24 protein-coding genes and 3 pseudogenes are annotated in these 21,223 nt (G+C 33.2%); 22 read left to right on the top strand and 5 right to left on the bottom strand.

Annotation, left to right across the window (positions count from 1 at the left end; genetic code table 11):
- The first annotated feature begins 8 nt into the window (after positions 1 to 8).
- The 4 genes from anmK (at position 9) to BG05_RS19525 (ending at position 4,415) form a co-directional block, all read left to right on the top strand.
- A complete protein-coding gene (anmK, locus tag BG05_RS19540; RefSeq protein WP_033734653.1) occupies positions 9 to 1,160 on the top strand; it encodes an anhydro-N-acetylmuramic acid kinase AnmK in 1,152 nt (383 codons plus the stop codon).
- Positions 1,161 to 1,178: 18 nt separating this feature from the next.
- Positions 1,179 to 2,078, top strand: coding sequence for a BadF/BadG/BcrA/BcrD ATPase family protein (locus BG05_RS19535; protein WP_002127406.1), 900 nt, complete (start codon positions 1,179 to 1,181; stop codon positions 2,076 to 2,078).
- Between the two features lie 135 nt (positions 2,079 to 2,213).
- A complete protein-coding gene (gene plsY, locus BG05_RS19530; protein ID WP_002127407.1) occupies positions 2,214 to 2,762 on the top strand; it encodes a glycerol-3-phosphate 1-O-acyltransferase PlsY in 549 nt (182 codons plus the stop codon).
- A gap of 69 nt (positions 2,763 to 2,831) precedes the next feature.
- Positions 2,832 to 4,415 carry an aminotransferase class V-fold PLP-dependent enzyme gene (locus tag BG05_RS19525; protein ID WP_002127409.1) on the top strand — a complete coding sequence of 528 codons (1,584 nt, stop codon included), beginning with the start codon at positions 2,832 to 2,834 and terminating at the stop codon, positions 4,413 to 4,415.
- Between the two features lie 127 nt (positions 4,416 to 4,542).
- Here BG05_RS19525 and BG05_RS29925 read toward each other — a convergent pair whose 3' ends face one another.
- Positions 4,543 to 4,680, bottom strand: coding sequence for a DUF3956 domain-containing protein (locus tag BG05_RS29925; RefSeq protein WP_002127410.1), 138 nt, complete (start codon positions 4,678 to 4,680; stop codon positions 4,543 to 4,545).
- Positions 4,681 to 5,023: 343 nt separating this feature from the next.
- On the opposite strand from BG05_RS29925, the gene BG05_RS19520 reads away from it, so the two are divergent.
- Complete coding sequence (locus tag BG05_RS19520; protein WP_000416118.1) at positions 5,024 to 5,236, top strand: hypothetical protein; 213 nt, start codon at positions 5,024 to 5,026, stop codon at positions 5,234 to 5,236.
- Positions 5,237 to 5,483: 247 nt separating this feature from the next.
- Here BG05_RS19520 and BG05_RS19515 read toward each other — a convergent pair whose 3' ends face one another.
- Complete coding sequence (locus BG05_RS19515) at positions 5,484 to 5,813, bottom strand: YkvA family protein (RefSeq protein WP_002127411.1); 330 nt, start codon at positions 5,811 to 5,813, stop codon at positions 5,484 to 5,486.
- A 217-nt stretch (positions 5,814 to 6,030) separates the two neighbouring features.
- On the opposite strand from BG05_RS19515, the gene BG05_RS32005 reads away from it, so the two are divergent.
- The 3 genes and pseudogenes from BG05_RS32005 to BG05_RS32290 form a co-directional block, all read left to right on the top strand.
- The gene (locus tag BG05_RS32005) at positions 6,031 to 6,285 is read left to right on the top strand and encodes a hypothetical protein (protein WP_002127412.1); all 255 of its coding nucleotides are present in this window, start codon (positions 6,031 to 6,033) and stop codon (positions 6,283 to 6,285) included.
- Positions 6,239 to 7,247 (top strand): annotated as a pseudogene (locus BG05_RS30690) (N-acetylmuramoyl-L-alanine amidase); the annotation flags it as partial. The gene BG05_RS32005 and the pseudogene BG05_RS30690, both read left to right, overlap by 47 nt.
- Positions 7,224 to 7,373, top strand: a pseudogene (locus tag BG05_RS32290) (exosporium leader peptide-containing protein); the annotation flags it as partial. The pseudogenes BG05_RS30690 and BG05_RS32290, both read left to right, overlap by 24 nt.
- Here BG05_RS32290 and BG05_RS32285 read toward each other — a convergent pair.
- Positions 7,331 to 7,714 (bottom strand): hypothetical protein, encoded by a 384-nt coding sequence (locus BG05_RS32285; RefSeq protein WP_407465375.1) that lies wholly within the window; start codon positions 7,712 to 7,714, stop codon positions 7,331 to 7,333. The pseudogene BG05_RS32290 and the gene BG05_RS32285 sit on opposite strands and share 43 nt — an antisense overlap.
- 505 nt (positions 7,715 to 8,219) lie before the next feature.
- Between BG05_RS32285 and BG05_RS31655 the strand changes: the two are divergent.
- Positions 8,220 to 8,421 (top strand): annotated as a pseudogene (locus BG05_RS31655) (N-acetylmuramoyl-L-alanine amidase); the annotation flags it as partial.
- A gap of 240 nt (positions 8,422 to 8,661) precedes the next feature.
- On the opposite strand, the gene BG05_RS29910 reads toward BG05_RS31655, so the two are convergent.
- Complete coding sequence (locus BG05_RS29910; RefSeq protein ID WP_003189236.1) at positions 8,662 to 8,853, bottom strand: hypothetical protein; 192 nt, start codon at positions 8,851 to 8,853, stop codon at positions 8,662 to 8,664.
- Between the two features lie 47 nt (positions 8,854 to 8,900).
- Here BG05_RS29910 and BG05_RS29905 point away from each other — a divergent pair, with 47 nt between their 5' ends.
- From BG05_RS29905 to BG05_RS19465, 8 genes are all read left to right on the top strand, one after another.
- The gene (locus tag BG05_RS29905; RefSeq protein ID WP_003189240.1) at positions 8,901 to 9,113 is read left to right on the top strand and encodes a hypothetical protein; all 213 of its coding nucleotides are present in this window, start codon (positions 8,901 to 8,903) and stop codon (positions 9,111 to 9,113) included.
- A gap of 73 nt (positions 9,114 to 9,186) precedes the next feature.
- A complete protein-coding gene (locus tag BG05_RS19495; protein ID WP_002012917.1) occupies positions 9,187 to 10,539 on the top strand; it encodes a DEAD/DEAH box helicase in 1,353 nt (450 codons plus the stop codon).
- Between the two features lie 251 nt (positions 10,540 to 10,790).
- Positions 10,791 to 11,426, top strand: a complete 636-nt coding sequence (locus BG05_RS19490; RefSeq protein WP_002032119.1) for a TetR/AcrR family transcriptional regulator — start codon at positions 10,791 to 10,793, stop codon at positions 11,424 to 11,426.
- Between the two features lie 46 nt (positions 11,427 to 11,472).
- Positions 11,473 to 12,735: an MFS transporter gene (locus BG05_RS19485; protein ID WP_248083051.1), complete on the top strand. Its 1,263-nt coding sequence runs from the start codon at positions 11,473 to 11,475 to the stop codon at positions 12,733 to 12,735.
- Positions 12,736 to 12,741: 6 nt separating this feature from the next.
- The gene (locus tag BG05_RS19480; RefSeq protein ID WP_033733968.1) at positions 12,742 to 15,081 is read left to right on the top strand and encodes an ABC transporter permease; all 2,340 of its coding nucleotides are present in this window, start codon (positions 12,742 to 12,744) and stop codon (positions 15,079 to 15,081) included.
- A gap of 12 nt (positions 15,082 to 15,093) precedes the next feature.
- Positions 15,094 to 15,855 carry an ABC transporter ATP-binding protein gene (locus BG05_RS19475; protein WP_002127420.1) on the top strand — a complete coding sequence of 254 codons (762 nt, stop codon included), beginning with the start codon at positions 15,094 to 15,096 and terminating at the stop codon, positions 15,853 to 15,855.
- Positions 15,856 to 15,960: 105 nt separating this feature from the next.
- Positions 15,961 to 16,671: a class I SAM-dependent methyltransferase gene (locus tag BG05_RS19470; RefSeq protein WP_002127421.1), complete on the top strand. Its 711-nt coding sequence runs from the start codon at positions 15,961 to 15,963 to the stop codon at positions 16,669 to 16,671.
- A gap of 118 nt (positions 16,672 to 16,789) precedes the next feature.
- Positions 16,790 to 17,203, top strand: coding sequence for a VOC family protein (locus BG05_RS19465; protein ID WP_002012925.1), 414 nt, complete (start codon positions 16,790 to 16,792; stop codon positions 17,201 to 17,203).
- 176 nt (positions 17,204 to 17,379) lie between these two features.
- On the opposite strand, the gene BG05_RS19460 is transcribed toward BG05_RS19465, so the two are convergent.
- Positions 17,380 to 18,012 carry a type 1 glutamine amidotransferase family protein gene (locus tag BG05_RS19460; RefSeq protein WP_002017047.1) on the bottom strand — a complete coding sequence of 211 codons (633 nt, stop codon included), beginning with the start codon at positions 18,010 to 18,012 and terminating at the stop codon, positions 17,380 to 17,382.
- 273 nt (positions 18,013 to 18,285) lie between these two features.
- Between BG05_RS19460 and BG05_RS19455 the strand changes: the two genes are divergently transcribed.
- From BG05_RS19455 to spoIISB, 5 genes are all read left to right on the top strand, one after another.
- A complete protein-coding gene (locus tag BG05_RS19455) occupies positions 18,286 to 18,762 on the top strand; it encodes a MarR family winged helix-turn-helix transcriptional regulator (protein WP_002017049.1) in 477 nt (158 codons plus the stop codon).
- A 153-nt stretch (positions 18,763 to 18,915) separates the two neighbouring features.
- Positions 18,916 to 19,653 (top strand): 2,3-diphosphoglycerate-dependent phosphoglycerate mutase, encoded by a 738-nt coding sequence (gene gpmA, locus BG05_RS19450; RefSeq protein ID WP_002032137.1) that lies wholly within the window; start codon positions 18,916 to 18,918, stop codon positions 19,651 to 19,653.
- A gap of 338 nt (positions 19,654 to 19,991) precedes the next feature.
- A complete protein-coding gene (locus BG05_RS19445) occupies positions 19,992 to 20,732 on the top strand; it encodes a type II toxin-antitoxin system SpoIISA family toxin (RefSeq protein WP_002017051.1) in 741 nt (246 codons plus the stop codon).
- A gap of 112 nt (positions 20,733 to 20,844) precedes the next feature.
- A complete protein-coding gene (locus BG05_RS19440; RefSeq protein WP_000588712.1) occupies positions 20,845 to 20,970 on the top strand; it encodes a hypothetical protein in 126 nt (41 codons plus the stop codon).
- 75 nt (positions 20,971 to 21,045) lie between these two features.
- On the top strand, positions 21,046 to 21,222 hold the full coding sequence (spoIISB, locus tag BG05_RS31140) for a stage II sporulation protein SB (RefSeq protein WP_003189253.1): 177 nt from the start codon (positions 21,046 to 21,048) through the stop codon (positions 21,220 to 21,222).
- Position 21,223: the final 1 nt, after the last annotated feature.

Raw genomic sequence — 21,223 nt, 5'->3', positions numbered from 1 at the left:
TGCATGCTATGTATAGTGCAGGGATTATGTCCGGTACTTCATTAGATGGAATAGATGTAGCACTCGTTCATATAGAAGGAAGCGGTGTAGGTTCTAAAGTTGAACTCATCCATTTTACTACTGTGCCATTTAGTAATGATATGAAAAATGAGATCCAGCAGGCATTATCAATAGAAAATTCAAATGTACAACTCATATGCAGTTTAAATTTCAAACTCGGTTTATGCTTCGCCAATGCTGTAAAGGAAGTTTGTAAAGAGGCCAATTTTCCTTTGGGACAATTAGATGTAATTGGTTCTCACGGACAAACGATTTATCATCAGCCAAAGCAAGATGGTAATATGATTCCTTCCACATTGCAAATTGGAGAACCAGCAGTTATAGCATATGAAACGAACACTACGGTTATCTCTAATTTTCGAACGATGGATATGGCAGCAGGGGGACAAGGTGCACCACTTGTGCCATATTCAGAGGTCATTTTGTATCGTCATCAAACTAAAAATAGATTACTACAAAATATTGGCGGAATCGGTAATGTTACAGTAATACCAAGTCATCTAAGTGATAAGAGCGTTATTGCTTTTGATACTGGCCCAGGAAATATGGTAATCGATGATGTATGTCAAAGATTATTTCAGTTGCCATATGATCAAAATGGTAGGATTGCAAAACAAGGAGTAGTTGTAGATGAAATTTTGACATATTGTATGAACCATCCATTTTTGAAAATGAATCCACCGAAATCAACTGGTAGAGAACAGTTTGGAGAAGAGTTTGTAAGTGAATTATTGAAGCGGTTTGAAAAGCATGGTAAAGAAAATCTTTTGAAGACTGTCACGATGTTTACAGCAAGTTCAATTGTTCATCATTATAAGGAGTTTATTCTGCCGTATTATGAAATCGATGAAGTAATTTTAGGTGGTGGGGGCAGTTATAATCGTACACTTGTTGAAATGATACGAAATGGATTGAAGGAAGAAAAGTGCGCGATATTCATTCAAGAAGATATAGGCTATTCTTCAGAGGCGAAAGAAGCAATCGCCTTTGCGATATTAGCAAACGAAACGCATCATCGTAATCCGAGTAATGTGCCAAGCGCAACAGGTGCAAAGCAATCTGTAGTTTTAGGGAATATAACATTCCCTCCAATAAGATGATGAAAATGAGGCGAACATATGAAGTATATGATTGGAGTAGATGGTGGGGGCACGAAGACAGAAGCAATTGCATTTGATCAAGACGGAAACGAAGTTGTAAGAGGTACGAGTGGGTTTGGAAATATATTAATAGATTATGAAAAAGCAGTTTTGCATATTATGGAGGCGATCGATCAATGCAAGAAAGCTTTAATAGATGGGCACTGCGTTTGTATTTGTTTAGGGTTAGCGGGTATAAGTGGAGCGAATACAAATGAATTAACATTACGATTAATAAAGAAATATGAAACGAAAATTGAAGTTTTTAATGACGCAATGATTGCACATGCAGCTGCTTTAAAAGGTAAGAATGGAATATTAACTATAGGTGGTACAGGTGCAATTTGTATAGGAAAGAAAGACGAAGTGTACGAGTATAGCGGTGGATGGGGACATATTTTAGGGGATGAGGGAAGCGGTTATTGGATTGCGTTACAAGGTTTAAAGAGAATGGCAAATCAATTTGATCAAGGAGTTAGACTTTGTCCATTAAGCTTAAGGATTCAAGACGAGTTTCGACTTTTAACATCATCTCATATAAAAAGACTAGTATATAGTTCTTCAAAAGATAAAGTTGCAGCAATTGCACCATTAATTATAGAGGAAGCGAGGAATGGGAATGATGATGCACATAAAATTATTCTGCAAGCGGCTAAGGAATTAACGATAATTACGGTGAATATTTACAACAAGATGCAGTTTGATTTATCACCTTTAATTGCAGTTAGTGGTAGTATATTGTGTTCAGTACCTGAAATATATGCTGAATTTAAGAAATGCTGTGAGAAAAGTATGGGAGAAGTTATATTCGTATCACCATCAGAAATGGCAGTGAAAGGAACATATCATTTAATGAAGGGTGTATATTTTATAAAATAGAAGTATGAGAATTTTTGTATGATTTGTAAAAATATGATGTTAAAATATACAAAGGGATGTAAAGCAAGAAAAAGTACAATATACATAGTCATTGAATATTGTATAAGTACTCCCATGTAGAAAGTGAATGATTACATGATTAATAGTATGCAATTTTTGTATTTGGTGGCTTCTTATTTATTTGGAAACATATTGACCGCTTATATAGTAACGAAATGGAAACATAATGTTGATATTCGTGAAGAAGGAAGTGGTAATCCTGGCGCAAGAAATATGGGGCGCGTATATGGAAAAGGGTCTTTCGTCGCTACATTTTTAGGTGATGCGATCAAAGGGGCAATCGTAGTTTCTATTGCAAAATACCTTTTCGAAGATTCTACATTTGTAATGTTAGCTTTACTGGCTGTTATACTTGGACATATTTACCCAATTTTATTTAAAGGCAAGGGCGGAAAAGGCATTTCAACATTTATTGGAGGTTTAATTGCATTTGATTATTTGATAGCGCTTACTCTTATTGCTGTTTTCATTATATTTTATTTAATCTTTAAAGGATTTACTAAGCCCGGACTAATTACAATCGCTTGTTTACCAGTTTGCATGATTTTGTATTCTTACTCTATTGTTACGACTATTTTAAGTGCACTTATCATTGTACTTATTTTATATGTAAATCGAGAATGAAATGAACTTTTAATAAGTGGAGTTAATCTCCACTTATAATTTTTATTAAATACATAAAGGAGATACAACATGGGGTTAATTTATAAAGTTGCTGATCAAGCTTGGGAATTTGAAAGTATACAAAAATTGAATTATAAAACATTTGTAGAAGAAATTCCGCAACATGAAGAAACGAAAGATCGTGTTCGTATAGATCGTTTCCATGAAGAAAATACATATTTAATTTGTTTAGATGACGATAAGTTAGTAGGTATGGTTGCATTGCGAGGAAAACGACCATTCTCGTTAGATTATAAAATTCCAAATCTAGATTTTTATTTGCAAGAACATGGAGAAAATGTATATGAAATTCGTTTACTTTCAGTAGAACGTGAATATCGAAATGGAAGAGCATTGTTAGGTTTAATTCGCTTTTTACATCGTTATTTGCTTCTAAATGGATATGAATTGGCACTCATTTCTGCTACAACACGTGAACTACCTTTATATGAGCAAATGGGATTCAAATCTTTCCATACGTTAGTTGGTACTGAAGAAGCAGCCTTCCAGCCAATGTATGTTACCCCAGCTATGTTTGAAGAGTCGAGTGTTGGGGGTATTATGACGAAAGAATATACGTTTTTACCTGGTCCAGTGGATATTGAAGAAAATGTTCGAAAGGCATTTTCTACTAAGCCTATTTCGCATCGTTCTAAGTCATTTCAAGTGACAATGGAAAATGTAAAAAAACGTTTACTGCAAATAACAAAAGCAAAACGTGTGCAAATAATGTTAGGAACAGGGACGTTAGCGAATGATGCCATTGCTTTACAGTTGAATTCTTTAAAAGGGAAAGGACTAGTTTTAACAAATGGGGAATTTGGAAATAGGTTAGTGGGACATGCAACACGTGCGCAATTACATTATGATACGCATAAAAAAGAAATGGCAGAGCCGTTTCTTTATACAGAATTAGAAAAAATAATGGCAACTGGAAATTATGAATGGCTTTGGTTTGTTCACCATGAAACATCAACTGGAATGTTAAATAATTTAGAAGAACTAAACATTCTTTGTAAAAAATATCAAATGAAACTATGTGTAGATTGTATAAGCTCAATTGGAGCAATACCAATAAATTTGAAGGATGTATATTTTGCAAGTGGTGTTAGCGGAAAAGCGATTAAATCATATACAGGATTATCTTTCGTTTTTCATAACCACATTGTAAAAGTAAACGAGGCAGTACCTGCTTATATGGACATTGGTATGTACGAAGAAAATGAAAGTATCCCATACTCCCATTCATGGAATTTAATTTATGCATTGCAAGAAGCATTGAAGCGACTTGAAGATGAAGAGGCATTTGAAAAAATAAAAGAGGCGTATGCTTATATTGAACAAGCCATTAATACTATGGGTTTAAAGCTTGTTTCACCTAAAGATCATGCCGCTCAAATTGTTCTTACCATTCAATTAAACGAAGGGCAGTGTTCTAAGGCAGTAGGTGATGCATTAGCATTACAAGGATATATTGTTCATTATGAATCAGCATATTTACAAAAGAATAACTGGATTCAAATAGCATGTCTGAATCACTATAAAGAACGTGATATGAAGAGGATGTTAAATTGTTTGCAGATGTGTGTGTTAAAGAAAGTTCTTTTAACGTAAATGCTTGTATATTTATTATATAATTTCTACAAGGCTATGAGTCACACTTGCTAAGTGTATAGAAGTGCATTTTTTGACAAGAGTTTAAAAGAGAGCGAAAGCTCTCTTTTAAACTTACTTAAATGAATTACCCACAGATTGGAATACCGAGAACTCTCAAAGCTAGTGCTACTTGAAGAGTAATTTCCAATCTAGCAATTTCGATGCCAGCAACTGTGAGTACTAAAAAAGGTTGGCCGTTTACGAACACAATACAACTTTCCATATATACGCCTCCTTTCTAGTGATCTACTACAGTATATGAATGAAACTGTAATACGTTATAGTTGGATTTATGAATTTTATAAAAATAATAGATTTACCCTATGTTTACGAAACAAATGGAGTTTCATAGTGTTAATAATTTAATTGTTAGACAAGGAAGCATCTATAATAAGATGCTTTTTATTATATTTACGTTTCAGCGTGACAATAAATAAAGTTAATCAATGACGAATTGAGAGGGAAATATATTGATAAATATTTGTATGAGGTAAACTAAGAAGGTTTTAGAAAAACGAAAAGGAATTTTTATACTTGTAACATAAAAATTCTAGGGGGATGTTAATATGGAAAAAACTATGATGGTAGAAACAACAAACATGATGATGTCTATGGAAAAAATGATGTGTGAAATGAAGTGTATGAAAATGATGATGAATAACATGATGCAAATGGATGTAGAAATGGATAAGGCAATGATGGTGAAAATGAATGAATGTGATGAAATGATGAAGACTACTATGTCTATGATGAAAGCGATGAAAGAGAAATGTTGTTGAAGTAGCAAAGTATAGCGTAAAATGATGATGATCTTGTAAATTTAAATTAGTAAAGAGCCTGTTTTAGTTGGTAAATTAAAATAGGCTCTTTTAACTATTGTTCAAAAATAAATTGAGTTGACAAAAAAGAACTAAAAGATTATTTTAGTTCTTTTTTCTGTATTAACACTGTTCAAATCATTTGTTTAAAAGCTATAGATGATGGTTAGGCAGTGAGAAAAGACAAGTAAGAGCCTATCTTTCTTCGTTAAATGTGTGCTGAAGTAAATAATGACTCCATTTTTACTTTGCTCTTCTCTCGAATTTCAGCATCCGCATGTCGCATAACATATTTATGCGCTACAGCGATTGCTAAAACATCATCTAATAAGCCAATCCCAATAATAGCAGCTATATCTGGAATGAAATCGATTGTTAATACGTAATAGGATAAAGCGGCTAATATAATGAGTTTCGCTTTAGTAGGTAACTCTTTCTTTTTCATTGTGTAAAATAAAATAATACTTTCATATACGCTGGATTTACCGAGGTTTACTGAGCTTTTTTTGAATTTTTTCCAAAGTGTCTGTTTCTCCATATAAACACTCCTTTTCCAAAAAATAGATTTTTTAAAAGGATGGACAAAGAAGCGAAAGAATAATCAATTTTATTGTTTTTTCTTATTGTATATTTCGATATTTATAAGCGAATACCTGTTCAAAATAAAACAATGCTTGTTAAGCGGATACGAATATGGAGATGGATGAAGAGAAAATCTGTTTTGGAAAGCAAATAAGTTTCCGATAGAGGTTTCAATGAATTATTTGCGTTCTGCAACGAAGGCAGAAAAAACTTTTGATTTCTTAATATCAGCTATCTTGACAATAATTATTAGATTGTTTATAGCGTATATGAATCCGAATACAACAATAATATTGAAAGGAATTAAGGATATAAATAATCAATCACTTACATTCATTCCAATTTTAGCTGGTTTTAATATAGCTAATTACCTCGTTCCTTATGATTCTAGTACTTGCTGGTTCATTTGCTACAAGTATTTTTGCTGATAGAACGTTTTTTATCCCTAATTTACCAAAACAACCATATCGTTTTGGCGTAGGTGTTTATGAGGGCGTAGTAGCTCATAGTACAGCGACTTCTGAAATATTCAAAAGTATGAATCTCGTACATGAAGAAACGCATTTGTTCAATATGCTGTTGATTGAGATGAAACAATCCAAATCGCTAATATAAAATACATTGCATATGGCGGTGGACCTGCTGCTAATAAACGATTTGTACATGTAGAGTTATGTGAAACAGCAGACCATACAAAGCTCGAGCGTTCATATGAAAAATACGTAAAACTTTTAGCGGAAATCTTAAAAGATAACAAGTTATCTGTAGGAAAAGGATTGTGGATTCACTACGATGTGATTAAATACCTTGGCGGTACAGATCATGAAGATCAACTTGATTATTTAAAATCTCATGGGGGATCAGGAGCTCAATCCCGTGCTGATGTACAACGCGCATACAATAATTCTAGTGTGGATGTTTCTGTACCTGAAAGCCACCTAAACCAACAGAAGTACCAACAGCTGTAACCGATGGTATAGCTTATATTAAAGGCTACAACGTTAATTTACGTAAAGGACCAGACACAAGCTATTCTAAGATTCGTCAACTAAATAAATCAGAAGCTTATGTTGAATGGGGCGAAAAGCCTGGTTGGTTAAACCTTGGTGGAGAGCAATGGATTAAGAACAATCCATCCTATGTGAAGTTTAGTAAGAAAAGTACAGTAGATTCTTCTATTGTAGGAAAGCGTGTTGTTTCTAAAGTTAATATTCTACGTTTCTATGATGCTCGATCTTGTCAGGATAAAGACGTGGATGGTTTTGTAGATGTAGGTGAACTGTTTACAATTTTTAGGAAGTTAAATATGGAAGGTTCAGTACAATTTAAGGCGCACAATAGTATAGGGAAAACATATTATATTACGATCAATGAAGTTTATGTATTTGTAACTGTATTACTACAGTATAGTACACTCATAGGAGGTAGTTATGTGTTTGATAAAAATGAAATACAAAAGATAAATGGGATACTTCAAGCTAATGCATTAAATCCAAATTTAATTGGCCCTACACTTCCCCCAATCCCACCATTTACTTTACCCACAGGTCCAACAGGAGGGACAGGCCCAACGGGAGTAACGGGTCCAACAGGAGTAACTGGTCCAACGGGAGTAACGGGTCCAACGGGAGTAACTGGTCCAACAGGAGTAACGGGTCCAACAGGAGTAACGGGTCCAACAGGAGTAACGGGTCCAACGGGAGTAACGGGTCCAACGGGAGTAACGGGTCCAACAGGAGTAACGGGTCCAACGGGAGTAACGGGTCCAACAGGAGTAACGGGTCCAACAGGAGGAACTGAAGGTTGTCTTTGTGATTGCTGTGTTTTACCTATGCAAAGTGTTTTACAACAACTTATTGGAGAAACTGTTATTCTTGGCACTATTGCAGACACACCCAACACGCCCCCGCTTTTCTTTCTATTTACTATCACTTCTGTGAATGATTTTTTAGTTACAGTTACAGATGGCACCACAACCTTTGTGGTCAATATATCTGATGTAACAGGGGTAGGTTTTTTACCACCAGGACCACCTATTACATTACTTCCACCTACCGATGTAGGATGCGAGTGTGAATGTCGTGAACGACCAATTAGACAATTACTGGATGCGTTTATCGGATCTACAGTAAGTCTTTTAGCAAGTAATGGTTCTATTGCAGCAGATTTTAGCGTGGAACAAACAGGACTTGGGATAGTACTAGGGACATTACCTATAAATCCAACTACAACCGTTAGGTTTGCAATTTCAACTTGTAAAATTACAGCTGTGAATATAACCCCTATTACGATGTAGTCTATTTCTTTCAGAAGTATCTGTTGCTACTCGATAAGAAAAGCACAGTTTATTTGTCCACCTTGAAAACGTATTGTTTTCAAAGTGGACAATCTACGTTTCTAGGATGCTCCATCTTGGAAATATAAAGATGGAGCTGGTTCTGTAGATGCAGGGATTTATGATTGATGCAAAAGTGAGTGTCAATGGTTCGCCACAGTACAAAGCACACAGCAGTAAAGGGAAAACATACTATGTTATTGCAAATGAAGCCTATTTATTCATCTAACGCACTATACCTTCATGAGTAATTAACCATGCCACCTTACTCTTTCTATATCTTTCATTTGTAAATTTCTTACTACTATATTATTGGCGTACAATATATGGCTAAATGTATCTAAATGGTTTTCTAAACGGACAAAATTCCCAAATTGATATGGTAAGGCTATAAAAACTATAATGAAAAATAATAAATATCTCTAATGCACTATTAGGATTTTTCCATTCTATATTGCAAACCTTCTTTCTAAAAGATAAGCTCATATGCTAAATCAAAATGAAGGTTATATAATGCTTTCGTATTACATATTAAATTGTAGAACTTAGTTCCTTGATGTACATATTGGTGTAATTTATTTTGAATTGGTGAAACAATGATTTTTAACATTCCTTTAATATCTTCATTAAAGAAGTTATAGGAGGGAATAACTTGGATCATTATTTGATGTAATAGCAAATGTTATTTTATTTTATCCTCGAAATGACATGAAATTAAAACACCATATTGCCAAATTAAGCGAATTTGAGTGGTTTCGAAAGTTACACGAAGATACAAAGTATACAAGTTTAATTTGGAGTAATAGGAAAATCAAGAAGTATATTTTGAATTCTACAAATATGGAAGCAATAATAAATTCCGAGAAAAAACAAAAAGAATTTGTTCATCTAGTACAGGATGAATATAAAAAAAGAAGATAAGAATTTTTTTATTTTTCATATTTGGCGAAACAAATGGTACAATGAAAGCTAATGTGAAAAATAAGGAAAAGAAGTGGTCTATTTGAAAAACTTTTTAGAATTAGGAATTAGTGAAACTTTTAATCATACATTACGTGAAAATGGAATTACAGAAGCAACACCGATTCAGGAGAAGGCAATTCCTGTTATTATGTCAGGTAAAGATATTATTGGGCAGGCGAAAACAGGAACGGGTAAAACGTTAGCATTCGTGTTACCGATTTTAGAAAAAATCGATCCAGAGTCTAGTGATGTTCAGGCTTTAATTGTTGCACCAACAAGGGAACTAGCACTGCAAATTACAACTGAAATTAAAAAAATGCTTGTTCAAAGAGAAGATATTAATGTACTAGCGATATATGGCGGACAAGATGTAGCACAACAATTAAGAAAATTAAAAGGTAATACACATATAGTTGTTGCGACACCAGGACGATTATTAGATCATATACGTCGTGAAACAATTGATTTAAGTAATCTTTCAACAATTGTACTAGATGAAGCGGATCAAATGCTTTATTTCGGATTCTTATATGATATTGAAGATATTTTAGATGAGACACCTGATAGTAAACAAACGATGTTATTCTCAGCAACGATGCCAAAAGATATTAAAAAATTGGCGAAACGTTATATGGAAGAGCCGCAAATGATTCAAGTACAAAGTGAAGAAGTAACGGTAGATACAATTGAGCAGCGTGTCATTGAGACGACAGATCGTGCAAAGCCAGATGCACTTCGTTTTGTTATGGATCGTGATCAGCCATTTTTGGCAGTTATTTTCTGTCGTACAAAGGTTAGAGTAAGTAAGCTGTATGATAATTTAAAAGGACTAGGTTATAATTGTGCTGAACTTCATGGTGATATACCTCAAGCGAAACGTGAAAGAGTCATGAAGAGTTTCCGCGAAGCTAAAATTCAGTACTTAATTGCGACTGATGTAGCAGCTCGTGGACTTGATGTAGATGGTGTAACGCACGTATTTAACTTTGATATCCCTGAAGATGTAGAAAGTTATATTCACCGCATTGGCCGAACAGGACGTGCAGGTGGATCAGGTCTTGCAATTACGTTCGTTGCAGCGAAAGATGAAAAACATTTAGAAGAAATTGAAAAAACGCTTGGTGCACCAATACAAAGACAAATAATCGAACAACCGATGATAAAAAATGTAGATGAAAATGGAAAACCGGTACAAAAGCCGGCTCCAAAGAAATCAGGTCAATATCGTCAAAGAGATAGCCGTGAAGGTTCAAGAAGTGGTTCAAAAGGTGGTCCAAGAAACGATTCAAGAAATAGTTCGAGAAATGATAACAATCGATCATTTAATAAGCCAAGTAATAAGAAAAGTAGTACAAAACAAGGTCAGCAAAGACGTGGCCGTTAAATAGTTATTATTCAAAAAGAGTCGCAAAGTGTTGCGGCTCTTTTTGTTTTTATACAACGAAGTCGATATAAGTACAAGGGTGATTGCATAAAAACAACCTTTGAAATTTCATTTACCGTATTAAATAATTTAAAATTCATAAAGGAAATATAAAGTAGGTTGTTGTATATGTACGATAACAGGAAACTTTTCACATACTAAACATATACTTTAAATAAACCGACAGTCGGTCCGTAGGAAGGAGTACATGAATGAGGATCGTAAAAGAATATGGGGAGCGTAGAAATGAAATTTTAGAAACTGCTGAACGTTTGTTTGTTACAAAAGGGTATACGAAAACTACAGTAAATGACATTTTAAGAGAGATTGGTATAGCAAAGGGGACGTTTTATCATTATTTTAAGTCGAAAGAAGAAGTAATGGATGAAATTATTATGAGGATTATTAAAGCGGATGTTGCTAAAGCGAAAGCAATTGTCTCTAACCCTAATATCCCAGTTTTGGATAAGTTATTTCGAGTTTTAATGGAACAATCACCAAAATCAGGAGATGTAAAAGATAAAATGATTGAACAATTTCATCAGCCAAATAATGCGGAAATGCATCAAAAAAGTATAGTACAATCAATTATTCATTTATCTCCTGTTTTAGCAGAGATTTTAGAACAAGGAATCGCTGAAGGCATATTTTCTACTCCATACCCACAAGAAACGATTGAATTATTACTCTCTTCAGCACAAGTCATATTTGATGAGGGTTTATTCCAGTGGAAGCCGGAAGAAATGATGAGGAGAGCTAAAGCTTATATCAAAATGATGGAAGCATCTGTTGGAGCGAAAGAGGGAGCCTTTGATTACATGGTGGAGGTTTTAATCAAACAGAAATAGTAATTTTCTGTTTGGATATTATCGACCGACAGTCGGTCTGAATCGAATGAAAGGTGTGATAAGGATGTCAGCTAGTATAAGGTCTTCGATGAAAGATTTTCACTTAATGGTGAGTGGACAAATTATTACTATTTTAGGTTCAACACTTTTACGTTTTGCCCTGTCATTATATGTGCTAGATATAACAGGGCGTGCTGATATATTCGCAGGATTATATGCGGTAACGAGTATTCCGTTTTTGCTAGCCCCTCTTGGCGGAGCGATAGCAGATCGTTTCAATCGCCGTAATTTAATGGTTATTTTTGATTTTATCAACGCTGCGATTGTATTAAGCTTTATAATTTTGTTATTTACTGGACCTGTATCTATTATATTAATTGGAACAATTATGTTTTTACTAGCAGTCGTTAGTGCAATGTATTCACCTGTTGTAATGGCGAGTATTCCGCAATTAGTTCCAGAGAATAAGTTAGAGCAAGCGAACGGTATCGTAAATGGTGTGCAAGCATTATCGAATATAGTTGCTCCTGTATTAGGAGGAATACTGTACGGCATAATTGGTTTGAAAATGCTCGTAATAATAAGTTGTCTTGCTTTCTTTTTATCTGCGATTTTAGAAATGTTTATTAAAATACCTTTTATAAAAAGAGCGCGAGAAAGCCATATAATACCGACAATTGTAAAGGATATGAAAGAAGGATTTATATATGTTTTAAAACAACCATTTATTTTGAAATCTATGCTTTTAGCTGCATTACTAAATTTAATACTTACACCGCTATTTGTTGTTGGCGCTCCAATTATTATACGAGTAACAATGGAAAGTAGCGACACGTTATACGGAATTGGAATGGGATTGATCGATTTTGCTACTATTTTAGGTGCATTATCGATAGGTTTTTTTGCGAAAAAGCTACAGATGAAAACATTGTATTACTGGATGCTTTTAATAGCTTTATTAGTACTACCAATGGCACTATCAGTTACGCCAGTTATTCTTAATTTAGGATACTATCCACCATTTATCCTCTTTATACTTTCTTCTATTCTAATTGCAATGATCGTGACAATTGTATCCATCTATGTGATTACTGTAGTCCAAAAGAAAACACCAAATGAAAACCTAGGAAAAGTAATGGCAATTATAACAGCGGTATCTCAATGTATGGCACCAATTGGGCAAGTCATTTATGGTTTTATGTTTGAAGGATTCAGTATGAAAATTTATTTACCTATATTATTTATTAGTTTCATAATGATAATAATAGCGATAGTGACGAAGAAAATATTATGGAATGAAGGGAACTAGCTCCATATGATTAGGAGAATGTTAAAAAGAGATTTCTCTCAAAATAAAATGATAATTACCATTCTATTTATGTTTATCATGTTATCAAGTCTTTTAATCGCAAGTGCTTCAAGTAACGTTATAAATCTATTGAACTCAACGGATCAATTGTTTAAAGTATCAAACGCACCGCACTTCGTACAAATGCATGCCGGAGAAATAAACCAAAAGTCAATTGATTCATTTGTAGCGCAAACTCCTTTTGTAAAAAAACAACAAACAGCAGAGATGGTTCAAATAGGCGGATCTAACATTTTTATAAAGAAGAAAAATCAAGCGGAACATAATAGTGTAATGGACATTAGCTTTGTTAAGCAAAATACTATTTTTGACTTTTTATTAGATTTAAATAATGAATTGATCGATGTTAGGAAAGGAGAAATAGGTGTACCAATTTATTATATGCAAAAATATCATTTGCGTATTGGAGATAAAATTTGGGTTGTTAAAAATAATAATGAGCTAGAATTTACTATTTCGGCATTTGTTCGTGATGTTCAAATGAACCCATCACTTGTTAGTTCAAAACGATTTGTAATAAGCGATGAAGACTTCGAAAGAATAAAGGGGAATTTTGGAGAAAGTGAATATCTTATTGAATTCCAGCTAACAGATTTAAATAAAATAAATGAATTTGAAACTTTATACCAGTCATCAAACTTACCTCAAAAAGGTCCCTCTATTACGTATTCACTCTTTAAAACACTCAATTCATTAACAGATGGAATAATAGCTGCAGTACTTATCATAATAAGTGCATTATTAATGCTAATCGCGATTTTATGTATTAGATTTACGATTATTACTTCAATGGAAGAAGATTATCGGGAAATTGGTGTTATGAAAGCTATCGGCATTCAAAGTAAAGATATTCAAAAACTATATGTAACAAAATATGTTGTTATTTCCGCTATCGGATGTATATGTGGATATATCCTTTCGTTATTTGTTACAAAAATATTTACCTCTAACATCGCACTTTATATGGGGACAGCTAATAAAAGTATTTTATATTATGTTGTGCCATTGATAGTCACAACATTGTTATTTCTAGCCGTTATCCTTTTTTGCCGCATCATTTTGCGGAATTTTAGGAGAATTACAGCAATAGACGCTTTACGATCAAGAGATAAACTAGGAAAAAGAAAGATTAGAAGATTTTTTTCTCTCTATCAAACTAAAATTACAAATGTAAATATATTTATTGGTATACAAGATGTAGTGAAACGATTTAAGTTATATCGAGTATTAAGTATCGTTTTAATTATTGCAGTGTTCATGATTGTTGTACCAGTTAACTTTTTGTACACGATTCAGTCACCGCAATTTGTTAATTATATGGGAACAGGAAAGAGTGATATGCGAATAGATTTACAGCAATCTGAAAATATAGAAAAACGGTTTAATGACGTTATATCGTATATCGGAAACGATGAAGAGGTAGAAAAATATGCAGCATTTGTAACGAGTACATTTAAAATGGTGAAAGCTGATGGTACAAATGGAAATTTAAATGTAGAAGTGGGAGATTTCGCCCAATTTCCAATAGAATATGTTAAAGGTATGGCACCAAAAAATGAAAATGAGATCGCTCTCTCTTATATGAACGCAAATGAATTAAAAAAGAATATAGGGGATGAAATCGTTTTATTTGTAGAAGGAAAAGAGAAAATGCTAACTATTAGTGGTATATATCAAGATGTAACGAATGGAGGAAAAACAGCTAAAGCGAGTTTTTCTTACAATAAAGAAGATATATTATGGTACGTAGTAAATGTAGATATGAAACCCAAAGTGAATCTACAAGAAAAAGTGAAGGAGTATAAACAAAATTTAAATTCTGCAAAAATAACAGATACGGATAATTATTTATCTCAAACTTTAGGAGAGACAATCAAACAATTAAGACTGGTGACACAAGTGGCAATTTTGATTGCTATATTGATATCGGTTTTAATAACTGCGATGTTTTTTAAAATGTTATTGGTAAAAGATTCTTCGCAAATATTAATTATGAAAAGTATCGGCTTTTCCTACAAATATATTCGTATACAATATGTTACTCGTTCTATTGCTATAGTATTAGTAGGTATTTTAACAGGGACATTTATAGCTGCTACGTTTGGAGAAACACTAATAAGCTGGTTAGGTTCATTTATGGGAGCAGCTCACATAAAGTTTGTTGTTAATCCAATCATTTCTTATGTAATATGTCCAGCTATTTTATTTATATCTGTGACCGTAGCAACACTTTTTAGTAGTTTTACAGTGAAACAAAAAAATGATTTAAAGCTAAATGGGGAGTAGGAGGTGTGTAATTTGAAAAAAATTTTAGAAGTAAAACAATTAAATAAAAAATACGCAATGGATGGAAATAAAACTTGCCATATGTTAAAAAATATAAATTTAGAGATTTATGAGGGAGAGTTTATATCGGTCATGGGACCTTCTGGTTCAGGGAAATCGACGTTACTATATAATATTAGCGGAATGGATCAAATGTCATCAGGAAGTGTGAAAGTTGATAGTAAAGAAATAACATGTATGAAAGAAGAAGTGTTAGCAAAATTACGACTCAGCGAAATGGGATTTATTTTTCAACAGAGCAATCTTCTTAGAAATTTGAATCTTTTTGATAATATAGTTTTGCCTGCGTATTTAGCAAAAGTTGAGAGCAGGAAAATAATAAATAAACGTGCACTTGAATTGATGAAGAAAACGGGAATTAGTCAAATTGCAACTAATAATATAACTGAAGCATCAGGAGGAGAATTGCAAAGGGTATCTATTTGTAGAGCACTCATAAATAAACCTAATATTATTTTTGCTGACGAACCAACGGGTGCTTTGAATTTAAAAGCGACAGAAGAAGTAATGGATATTTTAGCAAATATAAACCGTATGGGAACTACAATTTTGCTAGTTACTCATGACGTAAAGGTAGCAGCTAAAACAGAAAGAGTTCTTTTTATGGTGGACGGAGAAATTGTTAGCGAAATACAGATGGGTAAGTATAGAAACGATGATTTGAAGGTGCGAGAAGAGCAGTTGTTAAAATGGTTAACTGTACTTGGATTTTAAAGAGATAATATTTTTGACTCCTATTGAATATAGGAGTTTTTCTTTGTTTGAAAGTTTAAAAAGAGATATAATAATTTTCTGACTATTGATTATGGAGGGGTATAAATGAAAAGTGAAACGTTACACACTCAAGAAGATATATTAAAAATGCTTGATTCATTATTAAGACCCGCAGTACCATTTTGGAATGAATTTTACACGAATAGAGAAAAGGATGTTCCTTTTTTTGCAAATGTTCCAGATGAGAATTTAGTTTCATATATACAAACAGAATGGATTTCAAAAGAGAAAGTGTTAGAGCTTGGATGTGGTCCAGGAAGAAATGCAATTTATTTAGCGAAACAAGGGTTTGATGTAACAGCCGTAGATTTGTCTATAGAAGGAATTAATTGGGCCAAAGAGAGGGCGTTAGAAAACGGAATAGAAATACAATTTGTTTGTGAATCGATTTTTAATTTGGATTTTCAAGATGAATATGATTTTGTATATGATTCCGGTTGCTTGCATCACATTCCACCACATAGAAGAATGAATTATGTTGATCTAGTTAAAAACTCATTAAAATCGGGTGGTTATTTCGGATTAACATGTTTTGCAGCAGGTGATTTGAATGAGCGAAATGGATCGGAAATAACGGACTGGGATGTGTATAGAGGATGGAGTTTACAAGGTGGTCTTGCATATTCAGAAGAAAAGTTAAGAGAGATATTTAAAGAATTTGAAGTAATTGAAATTAGAAAAATGAAGCAAATTGAACAACCAAATAATATGTTTGGAGAATCATTTCTTTGGACAGCATTATTTAAGAAGAAATAAAACATAGATAATTGACAAACTCATCGTTTTTATAGACAATACACTTATGAGAATGTACGTTCGGTTTTATTGTCCGATGTATGTTTTGCATAAATACATAACAAGGGGATGTCTCTAAATGGGTAACACAAATCAAAAAATCACTACGTTTTTAATGTTTGAGGGCAAAGCTGAGGAAGCGATGAATTTTTACACATCGCTATTTAATCAATCAGAAATTGTAAGTATCTCTCGTTATGATGAGAATGGACCAGGTAAAGAGGGAACTGTAATTCATGCAACTTTTACGCTAAATGGACAAGAGTTCATGTGTATTGATAGTTATGTAAAGCATGATTTTACATTCACCCCAGCTATGTCTCTTTATGTAACTTGTGATACGGAAGAGGAAATCGAAACCGTTTTTAATAAACTAGCACAAGATGGAAAAGTTCTTATGCCTTTAGGTTCATATCCGTTTAGTAAAAAGTTTGGCTGGTTAAATGATAAGTATGGTGTGTCTTGGCAGTTAACTCTTGCTGGAGATGAATAATTAAAATAATATGGTGATATTAATGTTATAAAAAATAAAAGGGATGATACAAGATAAATATGTATCATCCCTTTTATTTTTTGTTTTACAACCGTCATCGGTTGTATTTATAACGACTTTAGGGGTGCTTTTTAAGTTTTTTATATAATATAAAACTGCTAATTTAATTTTTCAGCTTATCTAGTAATTGAATTCATTAACTGGAAGAAGTATTCAGGCTTATAAGTTTTATTTAGATTATACCATGAATGTAACGTATCTGGTGCAAATACATCAATTTTTTTCAATACTTCCATTGCAAATTCCAGAGGAGCTACTCCTGATGCAGTAATCAAATTTTCATCACATACTGCAGGTTCCATCTTATAAAGTTGTTCTCCTTTATAATTAGGACAAACCATTTTAATATATTCTAAATCATTGCTTGTATGTTTTCTAGAATCTAGGTATCCAAAATTCGCTAACCCCTCAGTTGCACCACAAATGGCAGCAACAATAGTGCCGAGTTTTAACGCTTCACCAATTTTTTTTAAGATAGGGTGATGAATGCTTTCCCCCCAAGTAGTCCCTCCAGGTAAAACTAAAAGATCGTTACTCTCAAGAGTACATTCATCCAGGGAAATATCTGGCTTTATGCTCAGTCCTCCCATCGTAGTAATAATTTCATTATTAGCTCCTACTGTAACTACCTTTAAAGGGGCTAACTCTTTTTTGAAATATCTTCCTGAGTTTAGTTCTGCAATTAAATGTCCATATTCCCAGTCTGACATCGTATTAAATACATAAAGATAAACTTTTTTTGTTTGCATACAATAACACTCCAATCACAATTGAGTTTTTCAAAAAAATATTAATAAATAAATTTTACAATATTTATCATTTGAATTTAACCTATTTCCTTAAGAATTCTTTAAAAAATAATTTGGATACTTTATTTGAAGGTATGGTTTACGAATTAAACAACCTTCAAAAATATAATAGTTGAAATTTGTTGGTTTTAGAATGAAGAAATTAGGCTCAATATACCAATTTAATTATTCATAATTGAGTTGTGGTATAATTTACATACAGGAGGAAAGTAGATGACACAACATAAAGAAGAGCAAATGAATGAGGCATTAGCATTATTTTACTTTGCATATAAAACTTTTACAGAAAAACCAGATGAAATAATAAAAGAGTATAGTATACAGCGTGTACATCATAGAATTCTGTTTTTTATCGCTCGTTTTCCAGGGCTTAGTGTAAATGAGCTGCTATCACTTTTAGAAATAAGTAAACAAGCTCTTCACGGACCGTTGCGCCAACTGTTAGATAAAGGACTTATTGAGAGTAATGAAGCTGCACATGATCGTCGTGTGAAACAGCTGTCTTTAACAGAAGAAGGAACAGACTTAGAGAAAAAACTGAGCGATGTTCAAAGAGAACAAATGGGAGCTATTTTCTCACAGTTTGGCGAATCATGTGAAGAAAATTGGCATCAAGTTATGAATGAAATGGCAAATAGCCGTTCAGGATTTGATGCATGGACGTCTAAGCGTGAAATACCAGTAGAATAAAAGATAGAAACAGTATCTTGTTTTGTAGTTTGAAAAATCATAAATTTTTATCTGTATATTTGGCAACTATGGATAAAAAATTCACATTGCCAAAAACTTTATATGTGTACGTATTGAAATTTTAAAATTCATATTTCCGAGAGGGGAATTATAATGATAAAACTTGTACTCATTCGTCACGGACAAAGTTTGTGGAATCTTGAAAATCGATTTACAGGATGGACAGATGTGGATTTATCAAAGAATGGATTAAGTGAAGCGAGAGAAGCAGGAACAATATTAAAAAAGAATGGATATACATTTGATGTTGCGTATACCTCGGTACTAAAACGAGCAATTCGTACATTATGGATTGTACTGCATGAAATGGATCTCACTTGGGTCCCTATACATAACTCATGGAAGTTGAATGAACGCCATTATGGTGCACTACAAGGATTGAATAAAGACGAAACTGCAAAAAAATATGGAGATGAACAAGTTCATATTTGGAGAAGAAGTATAGATGTGAGACCGCCTGCACTTACTGAAGATGATCCTCGATATGAGGCGAACAATCCAAGATATAAAACGTTAAAAAAAGATGAATTCCCATTGACTGAATGTTTAGAGGATACGGAGAAAAGAGTAGTTGATTATTGGCATTCAGAAATTGCACCGTCATTAAAAAGTGGTGAGAAAGTAATTATTTCATCGCACGGTAATACAATTCGTTCGCTAGTGAAATACTTAGACAATCTTTCAAGTGATGGTGTGGTTTCATTAAATATTCCAACTAGTATTCCGCTTGTTTATGAGTTAGATGAAAAATTACGTCCGATTCGTCATTATTACTTAAGTATGGATGGAGAAGTACCTGAAGGGGAAATTCCGAAACATATTTCTTTTTAACATGAAAATTTGAAACGCATGCTTGTCTACATATACAATGTAGATTCATGATAAAGTGAAACTTTAATCAGTGGAGGGTGTTCATCCCGCACTGATTATTAGCCTTCACCAATCGGGCTTTTATGGGCAGTTGATCCCTCACCTAACGTCTTTGCTTTCGCTGAATTTTGAGGTGGGGGGTCTTACTGCCCGTTAATGCGGGATAAAAGACGTGGCCTGCTTCTAATGTATATGCGATGGTGCTAACTTTAGAAGGTTGTCCACGTCTTTTGTCATAAAGAGAGCTGTTTGTGCATGTAATGGTATCGTGAGTAGTTTTGGAATGGAGGGTGATGTGATTGACGATCTCTAACATTCGAATTGGCTTATTTATTTTAGCAATCGTCTTTATTGTTCTTGTTTTCTTTTATTGGAGAAATGAAGAGTTGTACGAGGAGAAGAAACAACGAATTCGAAAAACGTGGTACGGTTTGTTCATAACATCAGTCACAGTTTATTTCATGATAAAAGGAATAGATTTAACCCTCTGGAAAAATCTTTTAATGTTTACTGCGATGGTAATTTTCGTTGATATTGCATTCATTTTGACACCAAATATTTCAGAAATATGGGGCGCAAAATTCAGCGATATTGGAAAGACGGTCCAATCAATTAAAAGGTCATTAATTGCTTCAAAAGCAAGAGGAGAAATATATACGACAATTATTCAAAATGTGAATCCAACAGCCTTTGGGACAATGGAATGGCATACGGAAGAGGAATATACAAAAAGCTTAAACACATTTTTAGATTCATATGGGGAAAAGATTGGTGCGAAAATTGTTGTATTTGAAGCGGTGAAGGAATTAAATACAAACTTTCGTGGTATCCGCTCTCAATTTAGTATTATTGTTCCATTAGAACACATCGAGCAATTGAATGAGCAGAAAGCGGTGCAAGTAGAAAATGTCGGAATTATACCAGCAAAAATAGTTAGTGATGTTTTCATTGTTATTGATGGGAAGAAAAATAACCTTCAAGATCGAGATTTTGAAAATGTATATAATTTAACAATTCATCATAGTTATTTTAGTAAATAAGGACAGAATCTTTTTCTGTCCTTTTCACCTATACATAAAGGGAGAACAAATTCAGACAAGCTTGTATAAAATTGGACAATCATTCCTACACTAGCACGTAGAGGTGATTGTAGTGATAAAAGATTATGACAATGATTTTTTTAAAGAAGATAATGAAGATACAACAGATTTCTCTTTAATAAAAGGAGATACTTTGCAGCAAGTAGAAGAGTTAGAAGAAGAATTAAAAAGAAAATGATACGTGTACACTCTGTCTGCATTTGCTATATAATATAAATAAAAGGTTGTATCTTTTTGAAAAGGGGGAGAAGAGATGGCAGAAGTAAATGCTCAAAAATCTTCGTTTTTTAAAACTAAAAAAGAAGAATCAAATACAGATTTCTCTCTTGTGAAAGGTGCATTAACAGAAAATATAAATCGTTTAGAAAAACTTATGGATAGTAATAGTTCGAAATATGCTCGAGTGAAAAAAATACAGGAAAATGCATAAG

The organism is Bacillus mycoides, from assembly GCF_000832605.1.
Taxonomy (GTDB): Bacteria; Bacillota; Bacilli; order Bacillales; family Bacillaceae_G; genus Bacillus_A; species Bacillus_A mycoides.
Note: the sequence above shows the minus strand (reverse complement) of the source record. Positions and strands in the feature narration are given on the sequence as shown.

Excerpts from the sequence above, each read along its gene's own strand:
- BG05_RS29905 (WP_003189240.1), top strand. The coding sequence starts at position 8,901 with ATGAAATTAAAACACCATATTGCCAAATTAAGCGAATTTGAGTGGTTT.
- BG05_RS19490 (WP_002032119.1), top strand. The coding sequence starts at position 10,791 with ATGAGGATCGTAAAAGAATATGGGGAGCGTAGAAATGAAATTTTAGAA.
- BG05_RS19515 (WP_002127411.1), bottom strand. The coding sequence starts at position 5,813 with ATGGAGAAACAGACACTTTGGAAAAAATTCAAAAAAAGCTCAGTAAAC.
- BG05_RS32005 (WP_002127412.1), top strand. The coding sequence starts at position 6,031 with ATGAATTATTTGCGTTCTGCAACGAAGGCAGAAAAAACTTTTGATTTC.
- plsY (WP_002127407.1), top strand. The coding sequence starts at position 2,214 with ATGATTAATAGTATGCAATTTTTGTATTTGGTGGCTTCTTATTTATTT.
- BG05_RS19460 (WP_002017047.1), bottom strand. The coding sequence starts at position 18,012 with ATGCAAACAAAAAAAGTTTATCTTTATGTATTTAATACGATGTCAGAC.
- spoIISB (WP_003189253.1), top strand. The coding sequence starts at position 21,046 with ATGGCAGAAGTAAATGCTCAAAAATCTTCGTTTTTTAAAACTAAAAAA.
- BG05_RS19470 (WP_002127421.1), top strand. The coding sequence starts at position 15,961 with ATGAAAAGTGAAACGTTACACACTCAAGAAGATATATTAAAAATGCTT.
- BG05_RS19455 (WP_002017049.1), top strand. The coding sequence starts at position 18,286 with ATGACACAACATAAAGAAGAGCAAATGAATGAGGCATTAGCATTATTT.
- gpmA (WP_002032137.1), top strand. The coding sequence starts at position 18,916 with ATGATAAAACTTGTACTCATTCGTCACGGACAAAGTTTGTGGAATCTT.
- BG05_RS29910 (WP_003189236.1), bottom strand. The coding sequence starts at position 8,853 with ATGATCCAAGTTATTCCCTCCTATAACTTCTTTAATGAAGATATTAAA.
- anmK (WP_033734653.1), top strand. The coding sequence starts at position 9 with ATGTATAGTGCAGGGATTATGTCCGGTACTTCATTAGATGGAATAGAT.
- BG05_RS19465 (WP_002012925.1), top strand. The coding sequence starts at position 16,790 with ATGGGTAACACAAATCAAAAAATCACTACGTTTTTAATGTTTGAGGGC.
- BG05_RS19525 (WP_002127409.1), top strand. The coding sequence starts at position 2,832 with ATGGGGTTAATTTATAAAGTTGCTGATCAAGCTTGGGAATTTGAAAGT.
- BG05_RS29925 (WP_002127410.1), bottom strand. The coding sequence starts at position 4,680 with ATGGAAAGTTGTATTGTGTTCGTAAACGGCCAACCTTTTTTAGTACTC.
- BG05_RS19520 (WP_000416118.1), top strand. The coding sequence starts at position 5,024 with ATGGAAAAAACTATGATGGTAGAAACAACAAACATGATGATGTCTATG.
- BG05_RS19480 (WP_033733968.1), top strand. The coding sequence starts at position 12,742 with ATGATTAGGAGAATGTTAAAAAGAGATTTCTCTCAAAATAAAATGATA.
- BG05_RS19535 (WP_002127406.1), top strand. The coding sequence starts at position 1,179 with ATGAAGTATATGATTGGAGTAGATGGTGGGGGCACGAAGACAGAAGCA.
- BG05_RS19485 (WP_248083051.1), top strand. The coding sequence starts at position 11,473 with ATGAAAGGTGTGATAAGGATGTCAGCTAGTATAAGGTCTTCGATGAAA.